The sequence below is a fragment of the Pseudoduganella sp. R-31 genome (genome assembly GCF_049913235.1).
Lineage (GTDB): Bacteria > Pseudomonadota > Gammaproteobacteria > Burkholderiales > Burkholderiaceae_D > Rugamonas.
Genome location: NZ_CP183986.1, coordinates 4,732,359 through 4,744,920, shown reverse-complemented (window position 1 = coordinate 4,744,920; position 12,562 = coordinate 4,732,359). Strand labels below are relative to the sequence as shown.

The 12,562-nt window shown below is 60.9% G+C and carries 12 protein-coding genes and 3 tRNA genes; 9 read left to right on the top strand and 6 right to left on the bottom strand.

Going from position 1 to position 12,562, the window contains the following annotated elements:
• Positions 1-11: 11 nt before the first annotated feature.
• From ctaD to ACN9MY_RS21305, 9 genes are all read left to right on the top strand, one after another.
• Complete coding sequence (gene ctaD, locus ACN9MY_RS21345) at positions 12-1,823, top strand: cytochrome c oxidase subunit I (protein WP_426318550.1); 1,812 nt, start codon at positions 12-14, stop codon at positions 1,821-1,823.
• Complete coding sequence (locus ACN9MY_RS21340; RefSeq protein WP_426336102.1) at positions 1,820-2,479, top strand: cytochrome c oxidase subunit 3; 660 nt, start codon at positions 1,820-1,822, stop codon at positions 2,477-2,479. The genes ctaD and ACN9MY_RS21340 overlap by 4 nt, the downstream gene beginning before the upstream one ends.
• Before the next feature lie 3 nt (positions 2,480-2,482).
• Positions 2,483-3,139, top strand: coding sequence for a heme-copper oxidase subunit III family protein (locus tag ACN9MY_RS21335; protein WP_426162524.1), 657 nt, complete (start codon positions 2,483-2,485; stop codon positions 3,137-3,139).
• Positions 3,140-3,148: 9 nt separating this feature from the next.
• Positions 3,149-3,484 (top strand): cytochrome C oxidase subunit IV family protein, encoded by a 336-nt coding sequence (locus ACN9MY_RS21330; RefSeq protein ID WP_426162523.1) that lies wholly within the window; start codon positions 3,149-3,151, stop codon positions 3,482-3,484.
• 39 nt (positions 3,485-3,523) lie between these two features.
• Positions 3,524-3,599 (top strand) — tRNA-Glu (locus tag ACN9MY_RS21325).
• 29 nt (positions 3,600-3,628) lie between these two features.
• Positions 3,629-3,704, top strand: a tRNA-Glu gene (locus ACN9MY_RS21320).
• Between the two features lie 47 nt (positions 3,705-3,751).
• Positions 3,752-4,891: an elongation factor P maturation arginine rhamnosyltransferase EarP gene (earP, locus tag ACN9MY_RS21315; protein WP_426318548.1), complete on the top strand. Its 1,140-nt coding sequence runs from the start codon at positions 3,752-3,754 to the stop codon at positions 4,889-4,891.
• Between the two features lie 65 nt (positions 4,892-4,956).
• Positions 4,957-5,532 carry an elongation factor P gene (locus tag ACN9MY_RS21310; protein ID WP_130311408.1) on the top strand — a complete coding sequence of 192 codons (576 nt, stop codon included), beginning with the start codon at positions 4,957-4,959 and terminating at the stop codon, positions 5,530-5,532.
• Between the two features lie 133 nt (positions 5,533-5,665).
• The gene (locus ACN9MY_RS21305; RefSeq protein WP_426336101.1) at positions 5,666-7,243 is read left to right on the top strand and encodes an amidase; all 1,578 of its coding nucleotides are present in this window, start codon (positions 5,666-5,668) and stop codon (positions 7,241-7,243) included.
• On the opposite strand, the gene dbpA is transcribed toward ACN9MY_RS21305, so the two are convergent.
• From dbpA to ACN9MY_RS21275, 6 genes are all read right to left on the bottom strand, one after another.
• Positions 7,240-8,649, bottom strand: a complete 1,410-nt coding sequence (gene dbpA, locus ACN9MY_RS21300) for an ATP-dependent RNA helicase DbpA (protein ID WP_426318546.1) — start codon at positions 8,647-8,649, stop codon at positions 7,240-7,242. The genes ACN9MY_RS21305 and dbpA overlap by 4 nt on opposite strands.
• Before the next feature lie 3 nt (positions 8,650-8,652).
• Entirely contained in the window at positions 8,653-8,886 is a 234-nt protein-coding gene (locus tag ACN9MY_RS21295; RefSeq protein WP_426162519.1) for a hypothetical protein, read from the bottom strand.
• An 82-nt stretch (positions 8,887-8,968) separates the two neighbouring features.
• A complete protein-coding gene (locus ACN9MY_RS21290) occupies positions 8,969-10,624 on the bottom strand; it encodes an acid phosphatase (protein ID WP_426336100.1) in 1,656 nt (551 codons plus the stop codon).
• 45 nt (positions 10,625-10,669) lie between these two features.
• Positions 10,670-11,182 carry a hypothetical protein gene (locus tag ACN9MY_RS21285; protein WP_426336099.1) on the bottom strand — a complete coding sequence of 171 codons (513 nt, stop codon included), beginning with the start codon at positions 11,180-11,182 and terminating at the stop codon, positions 10,670-10,672.
• A gap of 95 nt (positions 11,183-11,277) precedes the next feature.
• Positions 11,278-11,354, bottom strand: a tRNA-Met gene (locus ACN9MY_RS21280).
• 48 nt (positions 11,355-11,402) lie between these two features.
• Positions 11,403-12,554, bottom strand: coding sequence for a methyltransferase (locus ACN9MY_RS21275; RefSeq protein ID WP_426318545.1), 1,152 nt, complete (start codon positions 12,552-12,554; stop codon positions 11,403-11,405).
• Positions 12,555-12,562: the final 8 nt, after the last annotated feature.

Sequence of the window (12,562 nt, the reverse complement as noted above, 5' to 3'; positions counted from 1 at the left end):
GGAGACCTCGCATGTCTTATGGTGAAGAGCACGGCCACGACGACGAAGGCCATCACGCCCCGCAAAGCTTCTGGACCAAGTATGTCTGGAGCCAGGATCACAAGGTGATCGCGATCCAGTACACGCTGACGGCGCTGTTCATCGGTACTGTTGGCCTGATCCTGTCGGACCTCATGCGGCTGCAGCTTGGTTTCCCCGGCCAATTCAAGTTCATCGACCCGAACAGCTATTACCAGTTCATTACCATGCACGGCATGATCATGGTGGTGTACCTGCTGACGGCATTGTTCCTCGGAGGCTTCGGCAATTACCTCATTCCGCTGATGGTCGGGGCGCGCGACATGGTGTTCCCGTTCCTGAACATGCTGTCGTACTGGTTCTACCTGCTGGCGGTGGTCGTGCTGTGCGTGAGCTTCTTCGTGCCCGGTGGGCCGACTGGCGCAGGCTGGACGCTGTATCCCCCGCAAGCGATCCTGCCGGGCACGCCGGGCGTGGAGTGGGGCATCATCGTGATGCTGGTGTCGCTGGCGATCTTTATCGTCGCGGCCACCATGGGCGGCCTGAATTACGTTACCACCGTGCTGCAGGCACGCACGCGCGGCATGACGCTGATGCGCATGCCTCTGTCGGTGTGGGGCATATTCGTGGCGACCATCCTGGCGTTGCTGGCATTCCCGGCGCTGTTCGTCAGCGCGGTAATGATGCTGTTCGATAAGACGCTGCACACCAGCTTCTTCATGCCTGCCCTGGTCTCGATGGGGCAACAGCTCGATTACAAGGGCGGCAGTCCGCTGCTGTTCCAGCACCTGTTCTGGTTCTTTGGCCACCCCGAGGTGTACATCGTGGCCTTGCCTGCCTTTGGCGTGATTTCCGACCTGATCAGCGTGCATGCCCGCAAGTGCATTTTCGGCTACCGCATGATGGTGTGGGCCATCGTCATCATCGGCGGCTTGAGCTTCGTGGTGTGGGCGCACCATATGTACGTCAGCGGCATGCATCCGTGGTTTGGTTTCTTCTTTGCGACCACGACCCTGATCATCGCGGTGCCGACTGCGCTGAAGGTCTATAACTGGACCCTGACCCTGTGGCGCGGCGACATTCATTTGACGGTGCCGATGCTGTTCGCCCTGGGCTTTATCAGTACCTTCCTGATCGGCGGGCTGACTGGCCTGTTCCTTGGTAACGTCAGCGTCGACATTCCGCTGTCGAACACCTACTTCGTGGTGGCGCATTTCCATATGGTGATGGGCGTGTCGCCGGTGCTGGCGGTGTTCGGCGGCCTGTATCACTGGTACCCCAAAGTGACGGGTCGCATGTATAGCGAAACGCTGGGCCAGGCGCATTTCTGGATTACGTTTATCGGCGCCTATGCGATCTTCTTCCCGATGCACTATCTCGGCATCCTGGGCATGCCGCGCCGTTATTACGCCTATGAGAATTACGCCTTCATCCCCGAGTCCGCGCATACGCTGAACGCCTTTATTTCAGTGGCGGCGTTGATCGTCGGCGTGGCGCAGTTGCTGTTCCTGTTCAACCTGGCGTGGAGCGCGCGCAAGGGCGCCGTGGCAGGTGGCAACCCGTGGCGCGCCGCCAGCCTCGAATGGTATACGCCGCAAACTCCTCCGGAACATGGAAATTGGGGGCCAGAGCTTCCGTCCGTACATCGCGGCGCCTACGAATATGGCGTCGACGGCCCCGGTGCCGGCGGCGATTACATTCCGCAGAACGCTGGTCCGGAGTACGGTCCGGATCCGCACGCTCCGCCGCCGCATCCGAAGGCGCACCTGACGCCGCACCATGACCCGGCGGAGGTGCCGAAATGAGCGCCAATGCAACGTTGAGGGCAGGCGGCGGGATTCCTGGCCAACCAGGAGGCGAGGGCGGTCCGCACGGTGCTCACGACAGCGGCCCGGCCTGGCCGGATGGCGCGCGCCGCATCGGGCTTTGGGTCTTCATGGTAGTGGTCACTACTTTGTTCGGCCTGTTCGGCGTGGCTTACATGATGCGGGCCGCTTATGAAGACTGGCGTCCCATCGCCTACGTGCCGTGGCAATTGTATTCCAGCACCGCATTGCTGGTGTCGTGCAGCCTGGCCTGGGAGCTGGCGCGGCGGCATGTCGCTGCCGGCCGGCGCGAAGCGGCGCGCAGCACTTCGATTGGCGCGCTGGTGTTGTCGGCAATGTTCGTGCTTTCCCAGCTCTATGCCTGGCAGGCGATGACCGCCGCCGACTATGGCGTGGCGGCCAATCCGGCCAACAGCTTCTTCTACCTGATCACCGGCCTGCATGCCGCGCACGTACTGGGCGGCATGGTTGCCGGGGCGTTTGCAGTGCGCAGGGCGGGAGAGGCGATCGGCCTGTGCGCGCAGTACTGGCATTTCCTGTTTGTCCTCTGGCTGGCGGTGTTCGCCTTGCTGTACCTGGTGACGCCGGATCTGGTCAGGGCCTTCTGCACAACGATAGGCATTCCAGTGAGGTGAGGTATGGATACCGGCACCAATGACTTGAAAGGCTTCGTGTCCGACTGGGCGGGAGACCGCGTCGCGTTCCGCGTCCCATGGGGCAAGGCAATGATGTGGATCTTCCTGCTTAGCGATACCTTCATCTTCGGCACCTTCCTCACAGGCTATATGTCAGTGCGCATGGCCACCACTTCAGCGTGGCCGAATCCCAGCGAAGTATTTTCGCTCACCATTGCCGGAACCAGCTACCCGCTGATCCTGATCGCGATCATGACTTTCGTGCTGATTACCAGTAGCGGCACGATGGCGATGGCGGTGAACTATGGCTATCAGCGCAACCGAAAAATGGCCGCAACGCTGATGCTGGTGACTGCAGGCTTCGGCCTGCTGTTCGTGGGCATGCAGGCTTTCGAGTGGAGCAAGCTGATTCACGAAGGTGTGCGGCCATGGGGCAATCCGATGGGGGCGGCGCAATTCGGGTCGTGTTTCTTCATGATTACCGGCTTCCACGGGCTGCACGTCTCGGCGGGCGTGATCTATTTGTCGATCATCGCGCGGCGTGTGCTGAATGGGCATTATGAGAAAAAGGGTTATGACATCGTCGAGATCACCGGTCTGTATTGGCACTTTGTCGACCTTGTCTGGGTATTCATCTTTGCATTGTTCTATCTCTGGTAGGAGGCCGCCATGTCCGAAGCTACCGCCGCCCATCAACAGCATCCGATTGGGACGTATGTCAAAGTCTGGATATTGCTGTTCGTATTGAGTTTCTTCTCCTACCTGGTGGACTTCTTCCACTTGCAGGGCATGCTGCGCTGGTCGCTGATCCTGATTTTGATGACGCTGAAAGCCGGCTTTATCGTCGCGGTTTTCATGCACATGAAGTGGGAGAGGCTGGCGCTGATCTTCGCGATCACCTTGCCGCCATTGGCGATTCTCGTGCTGGTGGGGATGATGTCGGCGGAGTCACATTACGTGAACACCAATCGCATCGAACACTTCGCCGTTGCGCCCTTGAAATGAGGCTTGCACGCTGATATAATTCGCGCACGCTTTTACGACGTCCCCATCGTCTAGAGGCCTAGGACATCACCCTTTCACGGTGAGTACCGGGGTTCGAATCCCCGTGGGGACGCCAAGTCATTCAAAGCGTAGTGCAAGTCCAGGGTCCCCATCGTCTAGAGGCCTAGGACATCACCCTTTCACGGTGAGTACCGGGGTTCGAATCCCCGTGGGGACGCCACAGATTAGAATGAAGCCGCCTAGTGCGGCTTTTTCGTTTTCCGGCCTATGTCAACTAGCTTGTCCCTCGATCTGTTTTGCAAAGTTGTCGATAACTTCGGCGACATCGGTATTTGCTGGCGCCTGGCGCGCCAACTGCAGCGCGAGCACGGCATCGCCGTCCGGCTGTGGGTTGATGACTTGCGTTCGTTCCAACGCATCTGTCCGCAAGTCGACGTAACCGCCGAGTCGCAACATATTGACGGCATCGCCGTGCGTCACTGGGCTACGCAAGAGGGTGAGTTTGCGTCGGACGATGTGGCGGACATCGTGATCGAATTCTTTGCCTGTGACATCCCGCCTGGCTATATTGCCGCGATGGCGCAGCGCCCGGAGCGCCCGGTGTGGCTGAACCTTGAAGGCTTGAGCGCGGAAGAGTGGGTGGAAGGCTGCCATAGCCTGCCGTCCAAGCATCCGCGCCTGCCGCTGACCAAGTATTTCTTCTTCCCGGGCTTTACTGAAAAAACAGGCGGGCTCTTGTACGAAAAAGACCTTGAAGCCGAGCGCCGCGCCTATATCTCCGATCCCGCTGCCGTACCGGCTTTCTTGTCCTCGCTAGGCGTAACGGGCGCCGAGGCGGCAGCAATGAAGGTGTCGCTGTTCTGCTATCCCTACGCGCCGGTCTTGGAGCTGTTCGCGGCGTGGCGCGGCGGCGAGCAGCAAGTGACTTGCCTGGTGCCGGAAGGCGTGGCGAGTGAAGCTGTAGCAAACTTCCTTGGCCAGCCAGCCGTGCCGGGTACGGTGCGCAGTGAAGGCGCGCTGACTGTGCGCGTGCTGCCGTTTGTGCCGCAACAGGATTACGACAAGCTGCTCTGGTCCTGCGACTTGAACTTCGTGCGTGGCGAGGATTCCTGGGTGCGGGCGCAATGGGCTGGCAAATCCTTCATCTGGCATATTTACGCGCAAGATGAAAACCTGCACCATAAGAAGTTGCGCGCTTTCCTGCAGCGCTATTCGGCAGGCAGTGCGTTCGACGAGTTTTCGCTGTGCTGGAACGGCGCGGCTCAGGGCGACTGGCCAACCTTGTGGAAAGCCCTCGCAGCGGCAATGCCTGAAATTTCGGCAAAGTCGTCGGAATGGCAACAAAAAATCCTGGCAAACGGCGATCTGGCCACGAATTTGACTAATTTTTGTGCATCGCTCAGGTAATACATCACAACCCCGTGCTATAATGCACGGTTACTGCAACTCCCCTTAACCGGTATATATTCGCTATGAAATTCGCAAAAGAGATTCGTGTCGGCAACATCATCATGGTTGAAGACAAGCCATTCATCGTTCTGCGTTCCGACGTCAACGGCTCGTCGCGCACTGGCTTCACCTACAAGTGGAAGATGAAAAACCTGCTGACCGGCGCCCCGCTGGAAAACGTGTTCCGCGGCGATGACAAGTTCGACGTGGTCGTTCTGGACAAGAAGCCAGTGACCTACTCGTACTTCGCTGATCCACTGTTCGTGTTCATGGACGAAGAGTACAACCAGTACGAAATCGAAGAAGAGAACATGGGCGAAGCAGTCAACTACCTGAAAGACGGTATGGAATGCGAAGCTGTCTTCTACGACGGCAAGGCAATCTCCGTGGAACTGCCAACCACCATCGCTCGCCAGATCATTTACTCGGAGCCAGCTGTTAAAGGCAACACCTCCGGTAACGTGCTGAAGGAAGCCAAGCTGGAAAACGCCATCGAAGGCCGCAACTTCTCGATCCAGGTGCCGCTGTTCGTGTCCCAGGACGACGTCGTCGAAATCGACACCCGTACCCACGAGTTCAAGAAGGTCGTGCGCGCCTAATTGCAGCAAACTGTTGCAAATGCGCAATAAAAAGCCCGCTGATGCGGGCTTTTTTACTTTTTAACAGTATTAATTGCTTGCAACATGCTGGTATTCTACTGGTTTGTGCTTTTCTTGACTGAGGGCGTACCAGATGGATCGAAGGGGGTTCGTGAAGTTGGGGTTGGCTGCCGGCGGGGCAGCTGGTTTGCCGCGTGCGCAGGCGGCGGTGCCGTCCGTGCTTGATGCCGGAGTCCAGCATCAGCAAGGCCTGATGGCCGCCAACAAGCTGACCTCCCATGCGCTTACTTCGCAATACCTGTCCCGGATCAATACGATCGACAAATCGGGCCCCCGCATTAACTCCATCATCGAAATCAATCCTGAGGCGTTGAAGATTGCGCGCGAAATGGATCGTGAGCGCCATCAGCGGCGCGTGCGCGGTCCGCTGCACGGCATTCCGGTGCTCCTGAAAGACAATATCGCGACGGCAGACCGCATGAGCACTACCGCCGGATCGCTGGCGCTTGCCGGTGTCCGGGCAGCACGCGACTCGCACGTGGCGGCGCGTCTGCGCGAAGCGGGCGCGGTCATCATCGGCAAGACCAACCTGAGCGAATGGGCAAATATGCGCTCCAGCCACTCCGTCAGCGGATGGAGTGCGCGCGGCGGCCTGACCCGCAATCCGTATTCGCTGGACCGCAACTGCAGCGGCTCGAGTTCCGGTTCCGGCGCAGCGATTGCCGCCGGGCTGGCGACGCTGGCCGTAGGCACAGAGACCGACGGCTCCATCGTATCGCCCGCATCGATCTGCGGCCTGGTCGGCATCAAGCCGACAATTGGCCTGGTGAGCCGCAGCGGCATCATTCCCATCGCGCACTCCCAGGACACAGCGGGCCCGATGGCGCGCAGCGTTTCGGACGCCGCATTGATGCTGGCCGCGATGGCGGGCATCGACCCAAAGGATCCGGTCACGCAGGATGGCGCCGGCAGGGCTGCCGATTATTCGTCGGCCCTGAAGCGCGATGCCTTACGCGGCAAGCGCCTCGGCGTTGCCCGCAATTTCTTCGGCGGCAGCGATGGCGTCGATGCTGAAATCGAAAAGGCGCTGGAAGCGTTGAAGGCGCAAGGTGCAATCCTGGTCGACGTGCAGGTGCCCAACACGGAGAAGTACGGCGACAGCGAAACCGAAGTGCTGCTGCATGAATTCAAGGTCGACCTCGCGGCCTATTTGCGGGATTACGCGCCAAATGCGAAGGTCAGGAACATGGCCGACCTGATCGCTTTCAACAAGCAGAACGCCAAGCTTGAAATGCCATACTTCGGCCAGGAGTACCTGGAGCGCGCGGAAGCCAAGCCGGGCCTCGACAGCCAGGCCTACCAGGACGCGCTGGCCAACAATCACCGTTATTCGCGAAAAGAGGGCATCGACCTGGTGTTGAAAGCGCACGAACTGGATGCGCTGGTTGCGCCGACCGACGGCACTGCATGGCTGACGGACTTCATTAACGGCGACCACTACGGCAAGAGTTTTTCTTCGCCAGCTGCGGTGGCCGGATATCCGCACATCACCGTGCCTGCGGGCTACGTGCGGGGCCTGCCAGTCGGCTTGTCTTTCGTCGGCACAGCCTTCAGTGAGGCGGCATTGATCGGCATGGCCTACGCTTTCGAGCAGGCGACGATGGTCCGCCGCGCGCCGCAATTCCCCGCCAGCGTTTCGGTCCGTGCTTAAACTTCGATAAATCGCATCTTGAAATTGCGGCCTTTGAAGCTGCCGAAGTCGCCTCCCGGCATGGTGCTGGTGGCCTTCAGTCGCGCGAAGGCGTCGTGGGCGATGCGGCGGTCCAGCGCGACATAAGTCTGGAATTCGGTGACATTGATTTTGCCGACTTGTTCCTTGGTCAGGCCGCCGTCTCCGCACAGCGCGCCCAGCACGTCGCCGGCACGCAGCTTTTCCTTCTTGCCGCCTGCGATGCAGAGCGTCAGCATCGGCGCCGGTTCGGCGTTCACGAATTCGTCTTCAGCCAGCTCCTTGATGTCGTGCCATTCGACGGGCGCGCCCTGGTAGTCTTCAATCAGCTTGACCCACTTCTTCTCGTTCGGCGCGCACAGTGTCAGCGACAAGCCTTTTTCGCCGCCGCGGCCGGTGCGGCCGATGCGGTGGATGTGGACTTCGGTATCGCGCGATACGTCGGCGTTGATGACCGCTTCCAAATTGGCGATGTCGAGGCCGCGCGCGGCGACGTCGGTGGCGATCAGGATCGAGCAGCTGCGGTTGGAGAACAGCACCAGGATTTCGTCGCGTTCGCGCTGTTCCAGTTCGCCGTACAAAGCCAGCGCTGAAAAGCCTTCTGCATGCAGTTCATCCAGCAATTCCTTGCAGTGCACCTTGGTGTTGCAGAAGATGATGGCGGATGCCGGCTGGTAGTGCTTGAGCAGTTTGCCGACCGATTGGTCGCGGTCGTCGAAGCCGATTTCGTAGAAGCGCTGCTCGATCTGGCCGCCGCTGTGCTGTGCTTCCACAGTCACTTCGACCGGATCGTAGAGGAAGGCTTCTGTCGCCTGGCGGATGTCGTCCGGGTAGGTTGCCGAGAACAGCAAGGTCTGACGGCGTTTCGGGCAGGCGCGCACGATGCCGGCGATTTCGTCATAGAAGCCCATGTCCGTCATACGGTCGGCTTCATCCAGCACCAGCATCCGCACATTGGACAGGTCGAGCGATTCGCGCGACAGGTGGTCGCGCACGCGGCCCGGGGTGCCGACCACGATGTGGGCGCCGAATTCCAGCGAGGCGATTTGGGGGCGCATTGGCGTGCCGCCGGTCAGTACCACCACCTTCACGTTCGGCACGCAGCGCGCCAGGCGGCGCAGTTCATTGGCTACCTGGTCGGCTAGTTCGCGGGTGGGGCAGAGCACCAGTCCCTGAACGGCAAACCAGGCGGTATTCAGGTTGCATAGCATGCCGATGCCGAAAGCTGCGGTTTTGCCGCTGCCGGTCTTGGCTTGTACAATGAGGTCGCGGCCCTCGATGATGGATGGAAGGCTTTGCGCCTGGACCTCGGTCATTTCGCGGTAGCCCAGCGAGTCCAGGTTGGCAAGGAGTTTTTCGGACAGTGGCAGGGTAGCGAAAGAGGTCATTTTTTAGTCGCGCCGCCAAATCGGCAGGCCGGTGAGGTCCAGGTTGGGATCATTCTGCCAGATTGGCAGGCCGCTGGCGTCGGTTGGCCCGAGTTCGCCCAGCAAGTCGAGTTGTTCCTGTTTGCGCGGAGAGCGGCGCACACGCGGCGGCGGCGGAAGCTTGGCTTCCGGCGCCATCGGCTCGGCAGGCTCGAAGCCTGGCAGGTCGATTGTCGCGTTGTCTTTTTTATCTCTCATTATCCGTCGCAGAAAACAAAAGCCCGGCTGAAACAGTCGGGCTTCCTTTTAGAACCGGCGAATTGTAACACGGGCAACCATGTCAACGGAAGGCGAGGGCTCCCGTCAGGTCACCCGGCGGCAAGGCGCCGCGATCGGCGAAGGCCTTGTTGCGCTCGGCCAGGCCTTCCAGCAACGGCAGGCCATGCAGGCGGGTGATGAAGCGCAGGATCGACGTGGTGTCGTAGAAACTGTGGTCCACCGTCGACTTCTTGGCGAACGGCGACACGATGATGGCCGGGATGCGCGAACCCGGGCCCCAGCGGTCGCCCTTCGGCGGCGCCACGTGGTCCCACCAGCCGCCGTTTTCGTCGAATGTCACCACCACCACCATGTTTTCCCACTGCGGCGATTTCTTCAGGTGCTCCAGCACGTTGACGATGTGCTGGTCGCCGGACTCGATATCCGAGTAGCCGGCATGAAGGTTCAGGTTGCCCTGCGGCTTGTAGAAGCTTACCGCCGGCAGCTTGCCTGCCACCACATCGGCCAGGAACTTGTTCGAAATCGGGCTGTCACCCAGGCCGCCGTCGCGGATGTGGGCGGCGCGTTGCGCGCTGCCAGGCGCGAAGCTGGCGAAGTAATTGAACGGCTGGTGGTGGTACTGGAAATTCGGCTTGGTGCCGCCGCCCTTGTGGTCGAGCGCAGCCTGGAATGCGCCGCCGTACCAGGCCCAGCTCACGCCCTTGCGCGAAAGCAGGTCGCCGATGGTGTCGTATGTTTGCGGCGGCAGGTAGGCCGGGTCTTCCGGATTGGCGTGCAGGGGATCGCCGCCGGGCGCGGGGCGAACAAAGCTTGGCTGGTACGGCGGAGCCATGGTGTTGACAGCGAAACCATCCGGGGTGATAGCGCCGTCATTCACGTAATGCGGCCGGCCTTCCAGTGCGGATTTCGGACTCTTTGGATCAAGGGCCAGGGTGTGGCCGGTCGGGCCATCGGACAGCACCGCGATCTTGCGCTTGGCCGGACTGCTGGCTGCATTCGGGTACACCGGGCAGCGGCCCGAGACCAGGAACTGGTGGTTCAGGTAGGAGCCGCCGAAAGCCGCCATGAAGAAGTTGTCGCACAGCGTGTATTGGCGCGCCACTTGCCACAGGCCGAGATTCTTTTCCGTCTCACTGTAATAGCCCATGACCATGCCGCCGGTATTGCCCCAGGCGACAAAGCCGTCATTCTTGCCGCCGTTGATCTGAATCTGGTTTTGGTAGAACAGGTGCCACAGGTCGCGCGTGATGACCGATTCCGGCAGCGGCTTGCCTTCGGCGTCGACCAGCTTGAATGGTGCGTTCGGCAGGCCGGTCAGCTGGTCCTCTTTGAGTTCGTAACGCTTGCCGGCGATATCCTGCGGTACCGGCACCAGGCCGCCCCAGACTTTCGGGAGTGTCGGCAGGATGCTGCCATCGTAGTCGCGCTGCTGGTAGTCGGCTGGCTTCAGCGCCGACATTGGCGAAGCAAGGCCGGGAAAATCGGCGAACAGGTTGTTGAAACTGCGGTTCTCCAGGTAGATCACCACCACGTTCTTGACGTTGGCCTGCAGCTTGTCGTCCAGCGACATGGCCTTGGCTGGCTGTGTCGATTTCACCGCCGGAGCTGCAGTCACGCCGGGCAGGCTGGCGGCAAGGCCGGCGGCGCCGGCTGCCTGGAAGATGCGGCGGCGCGCAGGGCTGGCTGGCAGGTCTTTTGAAGTGTCTTTTTGGTTCACGCGTTGCTCCTTGCGGTTCTGTCGCGTGCAATTGTGACAGCTCGACTACAAAAATGCGAGAACCCCGCGCTGGTAGGTTTCGCGCACTTCGGCGATGGGCTGCCGGGAGGCGGAGTACAGTACCGCGGCATGTTCAAACAGCGCGGTTGGCGAATGCAGCATGGTGCTGGAGAAGGTGCGGCGATAAGGAGCCAATGGCCGCACCACTTTGCCGAACGGCGCGTCGGTTTCGTCCAGCAGGCGATTCATCTCCGGCGTCAGGCGGCTGGGAACGTACCAGTTATCCGCTTCGGAAAACAGGTGTGCGCCACAGTAAAGCTGTACGCGGCGATATTTGATTTCGGCGCTCGTTACGCCCAGCCGGGCAATGGTTTCTGCGGCCGCAGGTTTATCCGTGCCGCGCACCAGGCGGGCCACGATCTTCGGTTCGGCCGCCATAGCATGGTCGGCACACCATTTTTCCAGGGTCAGCGTGGCGCTGTCGGCGGCCAGGATATCGGCGCTGAGCTTTTGGGCGAGAATGTCGGCCTGCTTGCCAGGGCTGGCGCAGGCAGCCAAGAAGAGGACTGGGATCCAGCGTAAGCACGTTGACATCTGCATTGGCGCACCCGGAAATGAAAAAAGCCGTTGCAAAGGCAACGGCTTTTTGAATCTGGTTGCGGGGACAGGATTTGAACCTGTGACCTTCGGGTTATGAGCCCGACGAGCTGCCAGACTGCTCCACCCCGCGTCTGAGGCAAGCATTATAGCTCACACATTTCGGTTCCGCAAGGTCGATTTATGCGATTCCCAGGCGCCAGAGAGAAGTAATCTCTGACGAGCGGGCGGCATGGAGCGGGTCGCTGGCGTCGCTGGCTTTCGGATGGACTGGGCGCGCGTCGAGGCGGCCCAGCACTATCAGGCCGGCAGCGGCGATCCATTCTTCCAGTTCCGCGCGCGAACGCAGGCCGAGGTGCTCGGCCAGGTCGGACAGAATCAGCCAACCTTCGCCGTTTGGCGCCAGGTGGGCCTTCAGGCCGGACAGGAAGCCGCGCAGCATGCGGCTGTCAGGATCGTAGACAGCATGCTCCACCGAGGAGTTAGGGCGGGCCGGCACCCAAGGCGGATTACAGACCACCAGCGGCGCCTGGCCGGGAGGGAACAAATCTGCCTCCAGCAGTTCGACCTGGTCGTCCAGCATCAGGCGGGAAAGGTTGTCGCGGGCGCAACTGAGGGCACGCTTGTCCATATCAGTGGCGATCACGTGCTTCACACCGCGCTTGGCCAGCACAGCGGACAGCACGCCGGTACCCGCGCCGATATCGAAAGCCAGCTCCAAAGCGCCTTTCGGCAGCGGAGCATCGGCCACAAGCTGCACATACTCCCCGCGCACAGGCGAAAACACGCCGTAATGCGGGTGGATACGTTCGCCCAGCGCAGCCACCGGCACGCCAGCCTTGCGCCACTCGTGGGCTCCGATAAGGCCTTGCAGCTCGCGCAGGGAAATCACGAAGGCATCTTCGCCACGGCCATAAGCCTCGTTGCAGGCCAACGCCACGTCAGGTGCGCGGCGCAAGGGAATGCGGTAGCCGGGTTCGAAAGGGACCAGTAGCATGGCCAGCGTGCGGGCGCGCTGCGACTGGGCTTGGCGGTGCAGGTGGAAGGCCTCGGTGGCGCTGGCCGGTGTTTTTGCGGGGGCGACCTTGCGGCCCTTGCCGCCTTTGGCTTTCTTATGGTCGGCGCGACGGGCCAGCGCTTGCAGCAATTGGCGCGCGTTCTGGAAATCGCCGCGCCACAGCAGGGCGGTGCCTTCGCAGGCGAGGCGATAGGCGACGTCGGCGTTCATGGTGTCGTCTGCGACCTGCACGCGCTTGGGCGGCGGATTGCCCGATTCGGAATGCCAGCGCGCAGAGCGCGTCTCGCCTTGTTCAGTCCAGTGGATTTCTTGCATAGTGGCTT